The organism is Enterovibrio nigricans DSM 22720, from assembly GCF_900167155.1.
In the GTDB taxonomy this organism is placed as follows: Bacteria; Pseudomonadota; Gammaproteobacteria; order Enterobacterales; family Vibrionaceae; genus Enterovibrio; species Enterovibrio nigricans.
In genome coordinates, this window is sequence record NZ_FUXU01000027.1 from 1 (window position 1) to 16,708 (window position 16,708).

General features: G+C 46.7%; 19 protein-coding genes. 8 read left to right on the forward strand and 11 right to left on the reverse strand.

The genetic code is table 11. From position 1 onward, the window contains the following. The first annotated feature begins 65 nt into the window (after positions 1-65). From B5D35_RS25500 to B5D35_RS11340, 4 genes are all read left to right on the forward strand, one after another. The gene (locus B5D35_RS25500) at positions 66-338 is read left to right on the forward strand and encodes a VanZ family protein (RefSeq protein ID WP_078752689.1); all 273 of its coding nucleotides are present in this window, start codon (positions 66-68) and stop codon (positions 336-338) included. 96 nt (positions 339-434) lie between these two features. Next, positions 435-896, forward strand: coding sequence for a hypothetical protein (locus B5D35_RS11330; RefSeq protein ID WP_078752690.1), 462 nt, complete (start codon positions 435-437; stop codon positions 894-896). 80 nt (positions 897-976) lie between these two features. Then, a complete protein-coding gene (locus tag B5D35_RS11335; protein ID WP_078752691.1) occupies positions 977-2,404 on the forward strand; it encodes an O-antigen ligase family protein in 1,428 nt (475 codons plus the stop codon). Beyond that, the gene (locus B5D35_RS11340; protein ID WP_078752692.1) at positions 2,397-2,840 is read left to right on the forward strand and encodes a low molecular weight protein-tyrosine-phosphatase; all 444 of its coding nucleotides are present in this window, start codon (positions 2,397-2,399) and stop codon (positions 2,838-2,840) included. Before B5D35_RS11335 ends, B5D35_RS11340 begins: the two co-directional genes overlap by 8 nt. A 308-nt stretch (positions 2,841-3,148) precedes the next feature. Here B5D35_RS11340 and B5D35_RS11345 read toward each other — a convergent pair whose 3' ends face one another. The 4 genes from B5D35_RS11345 to htpG all read right to left on the reverse strand — a co-directional run bounded on the left by B5D35_RS11345 (position 3,149) and on the right by htpG (position 8,388). Beyond that, positions 3,149-4,453, reverse strand: coding sequence for an inosine/guanosine kinase (locus B5D35_RS11345; RefSeq protein WP_078752693.1), 1,305 nt, complete (start codon positions 4,451-4,453; stop codon positions 3,149-3,151). 148 nt (positions 4,454-4,601) lie between these two features. Further along, positions 4,602-5,570 carry a ferrochelatase gene (hemH, locus tag B5D35_RS11350; RefSeq protein ID WP_078752694.1) on the reverse strand — a complete coding sequence of 323 codons (969 nt, stop codon included), beginning with the start codon at positions 5,568-5,570 and terminating at the stop codon, positions 4,602-4,604. 134 nt (positions 5,571-5,704) lie between these two features. Further along, positions 5,705-6,349, reverse strand: a complete 645-nt coding sequence (gene adk, locus B5D35_RS11355; RefSeq protein WP_078752695.1) for an adenylate kinase — start codon at positions 6,347-6,349, stop codon at positions 5,705-5,707. A 131-nt stretch (positions 6,350-6,480) separates the two neighbouring features. Further along, positions 6,481-8,388 carry a molecular chaperone HtpG gene (gene htpG / locus B5D35_RS11360; protein ID WP_078752696.1) on the reverse strand — a complete coding sequence of 636 codons (1,908 nt, stop codon included), beginning with the start codon at positions 8,386-8,388 and terminating at the stop codon, positions 6,481-6,483. 195 nt (positions 8,389-8,583) lie between these two features. Here htpG and B5D35_RS11365 point away from each other — a divergent pair, with 195 nt between their 5' ends. The 3 genes from B5D35_RS11365 (at position 8,584) to B5D35_RS11375 (ending at position 10,544) form a co-directional block, all read left to right on the forward strand. Further along, positions 8,584-9,486 carry a transcriptional regulator gene (locus tag B5D35_RS11365; RefSeq protein WP_078752697.1) on the forward strand — a complete coding sequence of 301 codons (903 nt, stop codon included), beginning with the start codon at positions 8,584-8,586 and terminating at the stop codon, positions 9,484-9,486. Further along, a complete protein-coding gene (locus B5D35_RS11370) occupies positions 9,477-10,028 on the forward strand; it encodes a regulatory protein ToxS (RefSeq protein WP_078752698.1) in 552 nt (183 codons plus the stop codon). Before B5D35_RS11365 ends, B5D35_RS11370 begins: the two co-directional genes overlap by 10 nt. A 222-nt stretch (positions 10,029-10,250) precedes the next feature. Continuing rightward, positions 10,251-10,544 (forward strand): hypothetical protein, encoded by a 294-nt coding sequence (locus B5D35_RS11375; protein WP_078752699.1) that lies wholly within the window; start codon positions 10,251-10,253, stop codon positions 10,542-10,544. A 40-nt stretch (positions 10,545-10,584) separates the two neighbouring features. Here B5D35_RS11375 and recR read toward each other — a convergent pair whose 3' ends face one another. The 5 genes from recR to B5D35_RS11400 form a co-directional block, all read right to left on the reverse strand. Next, the gene (recR, locus tag B5D35_RS11380) at positions 10,585-11,187 is read right to left on the reverse strand and encodes a recombination mediator RecR (RefSeq protein ID WP_078752700.1); all 603 of its coding nucleotides are present in this window, start codon (positions 11,185-11,187) and stop codon (positions 10,585-10,587) included. 2 nt (positions 11,188-11,189) lie between these two features. Next, on the reverse strand, positions 11,190-11,519 hold the full coding sequence (locus tag B5D35_RS11385) for a YbaB/EbfC family nucleoid-associated protein (protein ID WP_078752701.1): 330 nt from the start codon (positions 11,517-11,519) through the stop codon (positions 11,190-11,192). A gap of 60 nt (positions 11,520-11,579) precedes the next feature. Further along, positions 11,580-13,775: a DNA polymerase III subunit gamma/tau gene (gene dnaX, locus B5D35_RS11390; protein ID WP_078752702.1), complete on the reverse strand. Its 2,196-nt coding sequence runs from the start codon at positions 13,773-13,775 to the stop codon at positions 11,580-11,582. 105 nt (positions 13,776-13,880) lie between these two features. Continuing rightward, positions 13,881-14,426 (reverse strand): adenine phosphoribosyltransferase, encoded by a 546-nt coding sequence (gene apt, locus B5D35_RS11395; RefSeq protein WP_078752703.1) that lies wholly within the window; start codon positions 14,424-14,426, stop codon positions 13,881-13,883. 94 nt (positions 14,427-14,520) lie between these two features. Next, positions 14,521-14,919, reverse strand: coding sequence for a YbaN family protein (locus B5D35_RS11400; protein WP_078752704.1), 399 nt, complete (start codon positions 14,917-14,919; stop codon positions 14,521-14,523). A gap of 313 nt (positions 14,920-15,232) precedes the next feature. On the opposite strand from B5D35_RS11400, the gene B5D35_RS11405 reads away from it, so the two are divergent. Next, a complete protein-coding gene (locus B5D35_RS11405) occupies positions 15,233-15,586 on the forward strand; it encodes a TraR/DksA family transcriptional regulator (RefSeq protein ID WP_078752705.1) in 354 nt (117 codons plus the stop codon). Here the strand turns inward: B5D35_RS11405 and B5D35_RS11410 are convergent. Together B5D35_RS11410 and B5D35_RS11415 are read right to left on the reverse strand one after the other, a co-directional pair. Beyond that, on the reverse strand, positions 15,580-15,984 hold the full coding sequence (locus B5D35_RS11410; protein WP_078752706.1) for a hypothetical protein: 405 nt from the start codon (positions 15,982-15,984) through the stop codon (positions 15,580-15,582). The genes B5D35_RS11405 and B5D35_RS11410 overlap by 7 nt on opposite strands. A 38-nt stretch (positions 15,985-16,022) precedes the next feature. Then, the gene (locus tag B5D35_RS11415; protein ID WP_078752707.1) at positions 16,023-16,658 is read right to left on the reverse strand and encodes a YccT family protein; all 636 of its coding nucleotides are present in this window, start codon (positions 16,656-16,658) and stop codon (positions 16,023-16,025) included. Positions 16,659-16,708 lie beyond the last annotated feature (50 nt).

Sequence of the window (16,708 nt, forward strand, 5' to 3'; positions counted from 1 at the left end):
CTTACAGGACTGGGTATGCCTGAAACTCAGTATATTGCTTAAGAACCGAACAACTTTAGGCTGCCATGTCTTCCAACCGAATTAAGCAACAAAGCCGCTCTTTTATCCTCGGCACGCTTTGTCGGCTTACTACACAAAGAAAAAGCAGCTTTGGGTTACCACCCGCTACCCTCTTCGTTTTGGTATTGGTCGTGTTAGATGAGTCAATACAATCGCTCATCCCCTCAAGACAATTCTCTTGGTTAGATATGGCGGTAAACGTCTTTGGCGCTCTAGCTGGTACATATTTTTGCAGTGTAATTGCGATGATTTGGTCAAAAATAATAGCGTCTCGCTAGATCACCCTACCTTGAATTCCTTATCCATTCTATATCATCTCAAATTTGATATAGTTATTTTTATCAACCTCTTGAATCCACTTTCAAGGAAGAATCATGAAAATCGCAGCCACTCTTTTGAGCGCGACTACCCTTGCATTATCTTCGTTAGCATTTGCTTTCGAAAGCGATGAACAACGCGACGCAATACTGCTTCAGCTCGGTGAAACACCGACAGAAGAAACGTACCAAAACGTTTTAATCGAAAATGCTGAGTTCGCTATCGATATATTGGCGATTTTACTTAGTCTGAAAGGCGTTGACCCTCAATTTGCCGTCCAAGCCGCGATGACGGCAGCCCCAGATAGCGCACTTGAGATTGCCCAACTTGCCCGTGATATCGGAGTGAGCAATGAAAACATAACGACTGCTGCTCTGCTAGCCGGGCTCGACCCAACTGCAATTGCGGAAGCAACCGCCGCGGGTATTCAAACTGCAACTGCAGGTCCCGCTCCACCTTCTGCTCCTACTGTAGGTGGACAAGGTGGTGGTGGCACAGGTGTTATCTCCCCTAATTAGGGTATAGATTCAAAATATTAGCCTTCTATTAGCCCAACATCTGTTGGGCTTTTTGTTGTACTCTCATCAAGAGATTTTGTATGGCTTCCTTAGAGAAACTTTCTTTTTATTCCCTTCTTTTACTTATTATTTGGCTACCAATCCCACTTGGCAGCAATAGAGATTGGGCTTGGGCAATCGCAGAAATCTGGATAGCGCTCCAATCGGTAACGCTGATTCTCGTCTATCGCGGAAACTTACCTTCGGAGCCAATAAAGCGTTATAGTTGCCTACTGTTTGGCCTAGCTCTATTTCAGGTATGGGTGTTTTTTCAAACGCTTCCCCTTCCATGGGAAATCCTCGCTTTCTTTTCTCATAAAAGTGCCGATATTTACCAACTTGTTGGCGCACCACAAGGCTTTGTCTCGCTTGATTCACGTATGACCCTTACCGCACTGTTTAAAGGGATTGCTTATACACTTTTTGTACTAAATGCTATTTTTTTGGTGAGTTCTAGCAAACGGCTCAAACACGTTGTATTGGCCATCGTGATAAGTGGGACGTTACAGGCATTTTATGCCGCTATGGTTGTGTTGCTTGATATAACTGAAAGCCCAGTATTTGACTTTGCTGAGGAAGGTATTGCCACAGGTTCATTCATTTATAAAAACCACCTTGCTAATTACCTTATGATGGCATTGTGTATGGGGCTGGGTTTAATTGTTACACAGCTTCACACCAGCCCTTCTGACTCACGCTTTGTCTTCATAAAACGGCTTCTAGAAGGGATCCTAAGCCGAAAAATGTACATCCGCCTATGTCTCGTTATTATGGTTATCGCACTCGTCATGACGCGTTCGCGCATGGGTAACACCGCTTTTTTCGCAGCAACCGCTATCGGCGGGCTCTTAGCACTGCTGTTTTATAAAAATAAACCCCGTGCGTTAACAGTGTTGGTTGCCAGTGTTATTGCAATAGATACCATTGTCGTCGGTGCGTTATTTGGTCTGGAAAAAGTGAAGCAGCGCTTGGTTGAAACTTCGCTAGGCGTAGAATCTCGCGACCAGGTTGTCATTTGGTCACTCGATATTATTCGTGATTTTCCGCTAACTGGGACAGGCATGGCGAGTTTTTATACCATCTTCCCCATGTACTCACGAGCTGACATTGGATTCTACGACCATGCGCATAATGACTACATTCAATTTATGGTCGAAGCAGGTATTCCCGCAACACTTCTGCTGGGATTTGTCGTGCTTTACGCATTTGCGCGCGCTTTTTCTACCATCAGAAAACGGCATAGCAAGACGATGAAAGGGATCGCGCTAGGGTGTATTATGTCCATCATTGGGATGCTTATTCACATTAGTGTCGACTTTAATCTTCAGCCTATGGCGAATGCCCTCACCTTCATATTGATTTTGTTTCTTGCTAATGCGAGTGCCGTGTTGCCAGCATCGGGAACATTAGTCGCAGCGAGCTCTTCACAAGCTCTCCGACAGAATATAGAGAGCGCCAATCATGTTTAATCGTATTCTTGTCGTTTGTACGGCGAATATCTGTCGTTCACCAATAGCAGAGGCACTCTTGAAAGCGAGCCTACCCGATCACGTGATTGCATCAGCAGGTACCAGGGTTGCGTCTAGCCATTTAATAAACGCCAATGCGCACCATTTATCCCAGCAAGTGAGTGCCGAACGTGGGTTCGACCTATCCGACCACGCTGCTAAACAGCTAAGTCCCGAATTGTGCTCTGAATTCGACTTGATATTGGTTATGTCACATGACCACATTGACGAAGTCGCGCAGCTTTTACCGGGTTCAAGAAGCAAAACCATGCTTTTAGGGCAATGGATTGGTCAAGGCGATATAGACGACCCCATCCACCAGCCCAAAGAGGCCTTTGATTCTCTCTTTCGCACCTTAGTGCGCGCAACTGACGCTTGGGTGCAGAAGCTCACATAAGCTAGATGCTTAATACTGCATCAGCAATGGACAAAAAAAATCCGCCCTAGTGGCGGATTTTTTCTTTCCAGAAACAAAACTCAACGTCGTTGATTTTAATCTCAAAGCATTTGCTATAAAGACAAGGCGACAATTGAACGAATCCCCGGGAGCAAAGTTAACAAGGAATAACTCAGCTCTCGACGAATTTCTAAATCATTGGCTCTGAGGCAGGGCAGCAATTTAGCGAGTCACTGGGAGCTTAGTTTACTAAGTGACTAGTGCGAGTTCATGCAGCTAACGCAGAATCAGAGCCAAGGATGACGAAATTAGCGTTCCCAGTATGCCTCTTCCAAGCTATCTTCCTTCTCAGGAAGCGCACGCGACAAACGTGGAGAGTGCTGCGCAAGCACTTCGTAGCTTACACGGTTTGCGTACTTACAAACCTGTGAGAATGAGCTATAAGTCAGGAATGGGTATGTGTGCTTACTTGAGTTCGGCACATTTTCGCGGTGGTAGCGGTTTGCTGACATATCGTGCAGCACAGCTGATAACGCACCATCGCCCGCACCATTTGTGTTCTTAATGCGCTCTGGACCACCCATATATGGTGCAATGTGTGAATACACCTTTATTGGGTCTTCACAGTATTTTTTCACCATTGGGCGGCTGAACTCATAACGGTTAAATTCCGCTACTGAACCTGGCAGCAACGGTAACGAGGTTTCACGCTTCGCGTCGTTTTCAGTATAACCTGCCATGTACAGACCCACTGGGCCAGCAGTACACAGCACCATGTCTACCCATTCTAGCGCCTTATCGGCTGCGCGTAGCGGATCCGCTTCACCCGTCAGTGCTTCACCTTCTTCTTCGTTCATCGCAACAACGGTTACGTGCTCAGAAAGGAAATCTCGCCACCACTGAGGATTCTGCTGAATAACGTATTTAGTGCCCAGCGTCATCACAACTGGCACATCGTATTTCTTCGCGTACTCAATCGCTTTCATCGTCGCTTCTGGCATTGGATCGCCTTCTTTACAACGAACAAGGTACGCAGTCAAAACCAACGCCGATGCATTCTTAAACACATGTTCAGGAATGGAATCAGGGTGAAGTTGGTTCATTAGGCCTTCACTGATTGCAAAAGTACGCTCGCCATCTTCACTGATCAGCGCGTAACAACGACCAATTGGTCCCTGAACCGCTTGAAGGTAGTTCATATCCATGCGGCTAGACGTGTTACACAAATAGCGATATGCGTAACTACCGATGGTGATGTCACGGCTCATTACACCCAACAGAATCGATTTGTCATCTGCCAACGTGGAATAATTGTGAAGCGTATTTCCAATAGTGCCACCCGCAAATTCGTAGCTGATCATGTTGTTTTCTTTAAGCTCTTGATACAAGGCTTCTGCACGCTTGTCATCAATAACCAAAGAGTGGCCTTTGCTCAACTCGTACTTCTTCACGAAGTCGTCACTGACTTTCGCTTCGATATCTACCAACGTTTGGTCAATACCGATTACACAAGGGCTTTTCAGCCTACGTTGTTCACTTGCCTGAACAACCAATGGATCACGTGCGTGCACAGGAAAATAGTGCTTAGACTTGCGTTGGCCTGGGAATTTCATGATTCGATGCGTCGTAGTAGTGGCGAAAAATGCGAATTCTATCACACATATTTGTATGATAAAGACACCCATTACAAATATACCCAAGTGACAACTATTTCATTTGGGTATATTCAGTATAGAAAGGCGCAATTTTCCCGCTTAAGACCTACCAGCCTTTGGTATGTCTTTCTACAAGATGACACATCATCTCAATGTGAGCAGGGGAATCGTTAAGACACGGAATGTAATTGTACGTTTTTCCACCAGCGGTAATAAATATGTCGCGGTTTTGCTCTGCAATTTCTTCCAAGGTCTCAAGACAATCAACAGAAAACGCTGGCGTGATGATATCGATTCGTTCAACGCCTTCAGAGGGTAAGACTTCCAACGTTTTGTCCGTATACGGCTGAAGCCACTCTTCGCGGCCAAACCTCGACTGATACGTCATCTTAACTGGCACTTCGGTATTCAACCGCGCAGCCAGCTTGATGGTTGTCTCTTGACAATGTTCCGCATACGGATCGCCATTGTCTGCAAAACGTTTTGGTATACCGTGGTAAGAGCACACTAACATGTCCGGTTTACCGTTTGCTTCCCATTGCAATTCAACAGACCGCGCTAACGCTTCAATGTACGTGTCTTCACTGAAATAGTGATTGATAAAGCGAAGCTCTGGCAATGCTGGGTGTTGCTTTAGCGACGTAGCCAGCTTGTCAAAAATCGCCGCGGTGGTCGTTCTTGAGTACTGCGGATAAAGCGGAAAAACGAGGATTTTTTCACAGCCGCGAGCTCTCAATGCATCTACGCCAGAAGCAAGACTCGGGGAGCCATAGGTCATCCCAAGTTCCACCGGCAGATTAAGCGCCGCTTCGAGCGCCATCTTTTGACGCTTAGAATGCACCAGCAGTGGTGAGCCTTCGTCCATCCACACGCTGGCATACAGCTTTGCGACCTTAGGCGCGCGTACCGGAAGAATAATACCATGCAGCAACGGACACCATAACCATCGCGTCATGTCTACGACACGTTTGTCATGGAGGAATTCACCCAAGAAGGCTTTCACTGCTTTCGCGGTCGGTGCTTCAGGCGTTCCCAAGTTTGCCAGCAACACCCCAACTTTTTGAGTACTTTCCATTTCAACCTTCTTTAACAGTTAGTTACGTCAAGAAGAATAACATACCGCACGAAACCATGGCTGCTTTCCTAGAAGATAAGATCAAAAAAGGGCAATCTTTCGATTGCCCTTTTTATCAAATCGCTATGCGTGTCTTACGACAGTGCTTGTTCGATTTCAGCACTAACTGCTGCAACTTGCTGAGTACCATCGAATTTCAGGTACTTAGTGTTACCCGCTTCCGCTTCTTTCGTGTAATAAGCGATAAGAGGTGCTGTTTGGTCGTGGTAAACACCTAGACGTGCACGTACTGTTTCTTCTTTATCGTCATCACGAACAACCAGATCTTCACCTGTTACGTCGTCTTTGCCTTCAACCTTTGGTGGATTGTAAACAACGTGGTAAGTACGACCAGATGCGATGTGAGCACGACGGCCTGCCATACGCTCAACAATAACGCTATCAGCAACGTCGAATTCCAGTACGTAATCTACGTCTACGCCGATTTCTTTCAGCCCATCAGCTTGAGGAATAGTACGTGGGAAGCCATCCAGCAAGAAGCCTTTGGCACAATCTTCTTGTGCAATGCGCTCTTTAACCAGACCCAGAATGATATCGTCAGACACCAACTGGCCAGCATCGATAACTGCTTTCGCCTGTTTGCCCATCTCAGTGCCAGCTTTGATTGCTGCACGCAGCATGTCACCCGTCGAGATTTGTGGAATCCCGTATTTGTCCATGATGAACTGCGCTTGAGTTCCTTTACCTGCACCTGGAGCGCCCAGAAGAATGATGCGCATAGTTATCCCCTTTCTTTACTTTGGAGTGTTCGCAAAAAAATGCAAAATACACGGTTATGTAAACGCTATCAAGCCCAGCGATCCTGCTGGGCTTGATAGTTAATGGTTATCTATTCAAAGCTGTGACGCAATTAGCCTTTAGTCAGAAGTTGATTCACGGCTGTCAGGAATTGAGACGGATCGTCCATTGCACCACGTTCCGCCAACATTGCCTGTCCAAGCAGCATCTCAGCCCAACGACCAAAAACAACCTCGTCAGCTTCATCAGACATCTGTTTCACTAACGTATGTTCAGGGTTCAACTCAAAAATATATTTCACTTCAGGCGCTTGCTGGCCTGCCGCTTCAAGTAGCTTAGCCATCTGTGTGCCCATTTCAAACTGATCCGTCACCACAACAGCGGGTGTGCCAGAGAGTTTGAAGGTTGGTCTCACATCTTTAACGCGATCGCCCAGGTAGTTTTTGGTGCGCTCAACAACAGACTCAAACGCTTTTTCTGTTTCTTCACGCTTCTCTTTCTCAGCATCATCTTCAAACTTACTCAGGTCGAGATCCGCTTTGGTGATCGCTTGGAACTGTTTGCCATCAAACTCTGGCAGGTAACCCATCAGCCATTCATCGATGCGATCGTACATCAGAATAACTTCAATGCCTTTTGCTTTGAACTGCTCAAGGTGAGGGCTGTTCTTCGCGGCCTGATAGCTATCAGCTGTCAGGTAATAAATCTTGTCTTGCTCTTCTTTCATGCGCGACACGTAGTCACCAAGCGACACGCTTTGCTCACTGGTGTCAGTGTTCGTTGATGCAAAACGCAAAAGCGCCGCCACTTTCTCACGGTTAGCAAAGTCTTCCGCAGGGCCTTCTTTCAGTACCAGACCAAATTCTTTCCAGAAGCTCAGGTACTTGTCAGCGTCATTATTCGACAGACGCTCAAGCATCGTTAGCACGCGCTTGGTACAGGCGTTTCGAAGCGCTTGTGTGACTTTGTTATCTTGAAGGATTTCACGCGACACGTTCAAAGGCAGATCATTGGAGTCAATCAGACCACGAACAAATCGCAGGTAACTCGGCATAAACTGCGCAGCGTCGTCCATGATAAATACGCGCTGAACGTATAGTTTCAGGCCATGCTTATGTTCACGATTGAACAAATCCCAAGGAGCTTTTGATGGGATATAGAGCAAGCTGGTGTAATCATTCTTGCCTTCGACACGGTTATGGCTCCACTGCAGCGGATCCGCAAAGTCGTGTGAAAGGTGTTTATAAAATTCTTTATATTCTTCTTCAGAAACATCTGATTTTGAGCGAGTCCAAAGGGCTTGAGCTTTATTTATTTTTTCCCATTTGCCCTGCTCAGTTTCATTACCTTCTTCATCGCGCTCTTTCGCCCACATTTCAACGGGAATGCCAATGTGATCAGAGTACTTACCAATCACTTCGCGCAAGCGCCAATCATCCAGAAACTCTTTGTCATCTTCACGTAGATGCAGCGTAATCACGGTACCGCGAGAAGCTTTATCAATGCCCTCAATGGTGTACTCACCTTCACCAGTTGATTCCCACAACACAGCCTCTGATGCATCAGTACCTGCCGCGCGAGTCTCTACTGTGACTTTGTCAGCAACGATGAACGCTGAATAGAAACCTACACCAAATTGGCCGATAAGCTGGCTGTCCTTGGTTTGCTCATCGGAAAGGTGCTTGAAGAAGTCAGCGGTGCCCGACTTTGCAATGGTGCCGAGGTTATCAATCACTTCCTCTCGGCTCATACCAATACCATTGTCTTCAATGGTCAACGTGCCCGCGTCTTTGTCGACACTAAGTCTTACACGCAGATCGCCATCACTTTCATACAAGGCTGCATTTGAAAGTGCTTTGAAACGTAATTTATCAGACGCATCTGACGCATTAGAAATCAATTCACGAAGAAAAATCTCTTTGTTTGAATAAAGAGAATGGATCATCAAGTGAAGAAGTTGCTTCACTTCAGATTGGAAACCACGTGTTTCCTTACTTTGTAGAGTCGCTTGATCGCTCATTTTAATCCAACCAAATGTAATTTATTAACTGTCTCTATGTAGATAGGGTCGCAGGTTTACTTTTCAAGGCTATTTAGGCATTTTTTCATTTATTGAGGTCTTTTTCGCAATTCGAGTATAATCATCTTCAATTACACCTATAAATCGGCCTTTTCCTCTAAAATTGCCCAAAATTCGTGCAGGTTAGAATTACGAATGTTAAATAAATCGAACCGATACCTACTGGGAGAGCGTTTTGTTTTTTCTCCCAGCGATAGCTCTCTGGTCGATCTTCATGAGAATGACGATTTAGTCCGGTTAGGGAGCAATGAATGCCGCGTATTGATGGTACTCATCGAAGAGCCTCATGCCATCGTTACACGGAACCGAATTCACGACTTTGTTTGGCGTAAGCAAGGCTTTGAAGTTGATGATTCCAGTTTGACGCAGTCTATTTCGACACTGAGAAAAGCGCTGAAAGAATCGACCAAAAATCCGATGTTCGTCAAAACGGTGCCTAAACGCGGTTATCAGGTTGTTTGTTCTGTTGAAGTCTACAATGACCAGCCAGTTGATATACCACAGCCGAGAGCACAGATTCAGGAGGAAACGTTACCGGAGCCTGTCGATAAAGTGTCGGATGACGTCGTTGATACGCCAGAGCCTATTGAAGAGGTTAGTCACGCCACCGACGACAAAATTGAAGACACATTTCCTGAGCCCATCCCGGTCACCCTCTCTGCTTCACCGATTTACCCTAAAACGCCACTGGGCTCTTGGGTTGCCTTTTTATTAGCACTCATTCTTCCGATTGCCTTTTTTGTTGCTTCAACCCCCAAATCAGAAGCATTTCGTGAACTTTTAAAGACCCAAGATGTGCCAGTATATATTCCTGTCACCAATGCACGTATTGAGCAGTGGAAACCAATGGTCGAGCGCTGCGTAAACAGGTATATCAGTCACTACAGCGACGGTGTCAAACTTGAAGAAGTGATTGTCACTGGTGGGCAAGATAATCAAATTTCCTTGAATTACATACACAGTGCGGCAGACGCAAATGACAACGTGACGTATGTTGTCCTGACAAGCGAAGAAGGGAGCCACTCATTATGTCGATAACGCCTGAAAAACGTCGACGCGACCAGTTCAAACGCTATTGTCCTTTTGTGTTGTTGTTGATATCACTTCTCGGCAGCAGCTGGATATTTTTAGGCGAAGATGTCCGCACAGCCAGCTTATTAAAATCACGCGAATGGAAATCAAAAACGTTTAACTACTTCCAAGAATCTGCATACCGTGATGCCAGCGGACTCACCATGTCTGAGCAGCAAAGTAATATGGTCTTTCTCCCGGACAACACGTACTCACGAGATACGCAGATCACTCTAAAAAATCAGGACGAAAACATTCAAATAATGATGTCAGTGTCTGAATCCGGTGAGTGGGAAGTCAGTGGCGGCTATTTAAAGTTGAATCTGGTGGAGTTGAAAGACGTGACAACGGGTGATACTACCGAGTTTTCCGAAAAAGACTTAACCTTTGTCCGCTCTATCTACCGCATGGGTGCAGAGAAAATTCGACGTATCGATGTACTCGGTGATGGTTCTCTGCTTTTAACAAGCTTAAATCATGGTTCGATGGTGTTGCACAGTAAGTACTGATGCCTTTTGAGTGCCAAAACACATAAACGCCGACTTTGTTGGCGTTTTTTAACTCTGCATTTATAGGAATTTTTAGCTTCTTAACGGGTTTGACCGGATATTTATCGGATTCTTGCGCCAATTTTTAGAACATTTTAAGCAAGTCAGTCTGTTGTCATTCTGCGCTTCTCCTCATATCGTTTAGTTGTTGCTCAAGAAGCACACCAAGAAGGAGATACGATTATGAAAACGACAATTATCGCTCTAGTTATGGTTTTTGGTGCATCTGCTGCAGTCGCGATGCCTTCTCACGACCTCAACCTTGATGTTACCCCTGCCAATGGCGGCGCTTGGGTGAAACTGACACAAAATGGTCAGCCAGTATCAGGCGCGAGTATTAACGATCAATTCATGACAGCTGAAAATGGACGCGTATTTGTCTATGTCGATAGCGAACCAGCAAAAAGCATTGAGATCATAGCCACGACGCCTGATGGTGATTTTGCTACAACACGTGCGTTTATCCCGCGTCAGTAAACACATTTAGCGATAAAAAAAGGCCGCTACGCGGCCTTCTTCATCGGAGGCGATGTCGTCCTATTATAGAATGAGACAACGTCGTGCCATCAACTAATTCTAGTTCACCGCCCATCGGAACCCCGTGAGCAATTCGGCTGGCAACCACATCATGCTCTGCACAAAGCTCGCTGATATAGTGAGCGGTTGCTTCCCCTTCCACGGTCGGATTCGTTGCTAAAATCAATTCAGCAATCGACTCTGAAGCCAAACGTTTTTCCAACACATCCAGACCAATGTCCGAAGGACCTATACCATCAAGTGGTGACAAATGCCCCATCAAGACAAAGTAACGTCCAGAGTATTGACCTGTCGCTTCAATCGCGGCGATATCTGCGGGACTTTCCACCACACAAATCTGCCCATTTTCCTGACGACGAGAGTTAGCACAAATGGCGCAGACCTCTTCTTCAGTAAAGGTTCGACATTTATCGCAATGACCAATATCTGTCATTGCAGCAAGCAATGACTCAGAAAGCTTTACGCCACCTTGGCGGTTACGCTGAAGGAGATGAAAAGCCATACGCTGTGCGCTTTTCGGACCAACGCCCGGCAGGCAACGCAACGCTTCCATTAATTGTTCAAGTAGTTGGCTGGTACGCATTCTTAGAATGGCATTTTCATGCCTGGTGGTAGTTGCATACCGCCAGTAACAGAAGCCATTTTTTCTTTCTGCGCTTCTTCAATACGGCGCGCTGCATCATTGAAAGCTGCTGCAATCAGATCTTCCAACATGTCTTTATCATCTTCCATCAGGCTTTCGTCGATATCAACACGACGAACGCTGTGGCTACCCGTTAGGGTAACTTTCACAAGGCCAGCACCCGACTCACCGGTTACTTCCATGTTTGCAATTTCTTCCTGCATTTTCTGCATGCGCTCTTGCATCTGCTGCGCTTGCTTCATCAGGTTGCCCATTCCGCCTTTACCAAACATATCAATCTCTCTTTTATAGTCTGGAACTGCTTCCCTATACGGCAAGCAGCATCACGTGGTTTATATCGGTCTAATGCTCTCTTCATCAATTTCTGCAGCGAACCGCTGACAGATAAAGCGAACATGTGGATCTTCGTTCAGGCTTTGACCGGCCTGAGTTAATTTTTCAGTGTAAAGCTTGTCTCGCCATTCTAGAGGCGTAACACCCTCTTCGCCAAGCACGACAGACAAGGTCACTGCGTGCCCTAATTGCTCACTCAGCGCATCACGCAATTTTACTTGTGCTTGCTCCGTATTCAGGTGCTTCTGCTTTGAACGCAGTGTCAACGTTAGCGTTGAACCCTCACTTTCCATAGACGCATTCAACGCCATTTGTTTCACTAAACGCGGGGCATTCAAGGCGTTGGCAATACGACACCACTCATCCTGCTTAATCGACTCTTGCTCTAGCTTTTCACGCATTTCTGGTGTCCGCTCGTGCTCCAACGCCTTTTTTATTTTTTCTGGCGTTACGGTCACGGCCTTAACTTCAACAACTTGTTGCGTGGGCTTCCAACGATAGGCATCGTCTTTCACCGTAGAGGCTTGAGTTTGTACAGATTGAAAAGTCGCCGGATCAGCAGGCTTGTGTTTGGCTGCAATACGATCAATGACTGACAGCGGTTTGCTGCCAACCGATACCGGACTACCCTTTTTTGGCGGTTGGCCCTCTTGCTTGGTTCTGCTTCTCAGCATGTTACGCGCAGCGAGAATACTGCCCGACGCAGTTCCTTGCGAAGGCGAACCTTGCGACGTTTGGGCAGACTGCTGCGCGATTTGAGCCTGTTGCGCTGGGGCTGGCTGATACTGCTGTTCATCGATAGGTGAGTGGTCGTATTCACGCATCGATTCCTGCTCCATTGCCGCCATGTGCGAAGACATTTGCGGGTCTTCCGTTACAGGCGAACTTGCTTGGGGCATTTGCTGACTAGGCTGAGATTCGGGCGGAGGCAAATCCGCAGGCGTAACTCGCGATTGACGCGTAGCGCTCTGCGGTGCACCTTGGTTCGCGCGCACCGACGCAACCTGTGCTTTTAACGTGGCCAGTTTATCCTGTGAATGTTGAGCTGGCTGTGCACTGTTAGGCTCTGTACTCGGCACATTGACAGGGGCTGGCTCATAGCGTGCGGATGTTACCGGCTTAAATGCCAAAATACGCAGCAACACCATTTCCAGACCCGCGCGTCCATCCGGCGCAAACGGCAAATCTTGGCGCCCCTGGAGCGTAATTTGATAATACAACTGTACATCTTGCGGTGACAGGACTTGGCTAAGGTGGCTTACTCGCTCCGCATCCGGTTGTGCTGTATCAATCGATGCGGGCAATGCCTGCGCCATCGCAATGCGGTGCAATTGCGCAGCGATTTCTTTCAGCAGACCATCCCACTCGACACCCACTTCAGCAAGTTGTGTCAGCACTTGCATAACAAGATCGGCCTGACCTTCAGACAGTGCTTCCAATAAAAGCAACGCTTGATCGGTGCTTAGCGTGCCGAGCATTTCGGTGACTTGCTGTTCAACAACCGCACCGTTGCCCAGTGCGATCGCCTGATCGGTCAAGGACAAGGCATCACGCATACTGCCTTCGGCGGCGCGAGCAATCAATGATAGCGCTCGGGGATCCGCTGTTACCTGTTCTTGTTCTAGAACATGGTGCAGTTGATCTTTAATTTGGGTTGCATCGAGATGCTTCAGATGGAACTGAAGGCAACGCGACAAAATAGTGACCGGCAGTTTTTGCGGATCAGTCGTTGCCAACAAAAACTTCACATATTCTGGCGGCTCTTCCAGCGTTTTCAGCAACGCATTGAAGCTGTGACGCGACAACATATGAACTTCGTCTATGAGATAGACTTTAAAACGACCACGAGCTGGTTTGTACTGGACGTTATCCAGCAAATCTCGTGTGTCCTCAACTTTGGTGCGAGACGCCGCATCAATCTCTAACAGATCGACAAAGCGCCCCTGATCAATTTCTTGGCAGGTCGTACAAACACCACAAGGTGTTGAGGTAATACCTTGCTCACAGTTCAATCCTTTCGCGAAGATGCGCGCAATCGTCGTTTTACCAACCCCTCGCGTGCCGCTGAACAAGTAAGCATGATGAAGTCTGTTGTGATCGAGTGCATTGGCCAGTGCTGTAAGCACGTGCGATTGGCCAACGACATCACGGAACTGGTGCGGGCGCCATTTTCTGGCTAATACCTGATAACTCATGCGTTATAAAATCTATTCTTCTATTGACGCCATCCTAGCACACAGACAAAAAGAGCGCGATCTTGACGATCACGCTCTTTCATTGAATCCGGGCTAAACGAACAATTAGTGTCCGTCAAACTCACACAGGCTGTAAACCTTGATGCCCTGCGTAGTCAGACGCGCTTCACCACCGATTTCTGGCAGGTTGATGATAAATGCCGCGTGTTCAACTTCACCGCCAAGACGACGGATAAGCTTCGTGGTCGCTTCAATCGTGCCACCTGTCGCAAGCAGATCGTCGACAACCAATACTTTGTCGCCTTCAACAATCGCGTCAGTATGAATTTCCAGCGTGTCTTCGCCGTATTCTAATGAGTAACTTTCGCTGATCACTTCACGAGGCAACTTGCCAGGTTTACGCACAGGAATGAAACCTACGCCCAGCTCCAGTGCCAGTGGCGCACCAAAAAGAAATCCACGAGATTCAGTGCCAACAACTTTCGTGAAACCTTGACCTTGGTATTTCTCTACCAGCAAGTCAATCGTTGCTTTGTAAGCCGCTGGATTTTCCATCAGGCTCGTGATGTCACGGAACATGATGCCTGGTTTAGGATAATCAGGAACGGTTTTAATGTTGTCTTTGATAAATGCGATTTTGTCTTGGCTCATAATGTCTCACCACCAACGTGGCTTCCAATGAAACTACAGGAATAAAGATAGAGCCTGAGCAAACATATACCGCCGAGACTCCAAAGAGCACATGTTATGTATTTTCGGGGGTGTGGGCAACCGCTTCTATTTCACGTAAACGGTTAAACCAGATTAAAAGTATGGTTGCCATAACGAATAGCATTACTTTTTGCCACGTTTCCGGCACGATTGCGATAGACAAACAAAAGCTCGCAACAATACAAACATTGGCTCGGCGCTTTATTCGACGGTCAATCGCGCGGTGCTGATGCCAGTTGTTGAGGGGGGGACCAAACTTGGGGTGATCATGAAGCCATTTGGCAATGCGTGGCGAACCACGCATGAAGCAGGCACTGGCGAGCAGCATAAACGGAGTGGTCGGCAATAGCGGGAGAAAGATACCAATTACCCCAAGTGCTACGCAGATCCAGCCAACACTTAACAGCACGATTCTTTTAAACGAAAGATTCACTCTTACTCCCTTTACAAATTGATCAGCGGCTCAACATTCCTATCCACGTCAGCGTCGCTGGTAAAGTTGGTATCAGTAATACAGCAACCATGCCGATAAAGTACATTGCGTTAAATGGGTCTTTGTATTCAGTATCCATCGTTAACTTCCTTTGTTTCCACGTTGGCGATTAAGCCCGCCAATATACCCGTTTCGCTTGAGCCTAAATACCGACAAAACTCAGGGTTTATGGCATTTGTCTTGATGTAAATCAGTGTGCAACAAACCGGAAACACTACACTGTCCTACTTGATAAGCGCACAAAGGCATTTACATGCTCGATAATAAAAAGGTAGCACAGCTACGCCAAAACCTTGAAAGAGAGAAAGAAGAGGTTCGCAGCAGGCTTGAAGATGCGCTAATTCGTTTAACGGGGCTGGACGCATCTTACGTACCAACCGCGCATTTGATTAAGCTATGCCGCCATGAAAGTGAGAAGCTCCATGAGGATGGACTTCGTTTGGAAAAGATTGATGCTGCAATTTGCGCAATTCATACCGGATTATTCGGTTTATGCGCCGATTGCGAAGAAGAAATCACAACAACAGATTTAGAAATAGATGCCGCTGAACCTCGCTGCGTTAGCTGTCGAGAGCACAGCCTCTATGTTCACGATAGGCCTCAATAGAGGCCATTACAGTCCCCGGCTTGAACCACATCTGTCACAAACCCGCCACTGCCTGCGTACCATGTTCTCACGCCCAGCCCCATATCAATGGCAGGGCCAAGCTGCTCACACGTGAACACCCGAACATCCTCTGAAATATCGGATTTGTTCATGTCCCAGTTCCATCTAGCACTGCGAAGTTTTCGGACAACAGTAAGCAAGGCTTTATCTTCTTCATAGACATAGTGGATAGTTTCGCCTCTCAGCGATTGAATCGGTGCATCATTAAATGTCAGGAGTTCTTGATTAAGTGCATCTGGCACATGGCCTTGATAATCAGAAGCGGGTAATTTATCGACCAATGAGCTTTGACAACCCACAATCCCTAAACCAAATAATACTGCGACAGCACTTCTCATAAAAACCTCTCCACCATGGTCTACCTAACCGCTATGACCTAAAGATCTTGGTCAATCATCCAGCGTTTAAACGCTTTCTTTTCTTCCGTTGATGCTTTGGTATACCACAGCTTGAGTTGTGTCACTGTATCGCCTTTGATATCAACATTGCCTTTTTCATCAATAGCTACAACAATTTCTTCAAGGTCTTGTGGTGAGCCACCTTCAAAGATGATGCCGTTCTCTTGGTTATACTTGGCAATAGCTTTTTCCATATTGTTATAAGAACCAAAGCCGCTGCCTGTCAGTTTCACGCCATTGATTTTCTGAGTTGAATCCGTCGTCAGATTTTCAAGTTCCCATTCCGGATTTCTAAAAAATGCTGCTGCCCGACTCTCAAACTTCAATTTTGGAATCGTTAATGCCATATCGTCATTCCCGATATCAATGTCGAATACAAACGGTTTCGATGTAAAAATACTCGTCTTTGAACCACGTTTCACCTCATCGTCAAAGCGCGCGACAACTTGGTAGCTGCCGGGTTGGAGATCAAGGCGCTTATCTCCCTCACTGCCCAGTGTTTTTACGTTTTTACCATTGATAACTAGAAATTCCAGACCATTGTCAGCGGATAACTCCGCTGCCACCGCCCCACCTTGGATGGCCAACAATCCAGCTGCAATTAGCATTTTCATATTTACTCTCCCTGAAACAAAAAGCCGCCCTAGCAGGCGGCTTTACTACG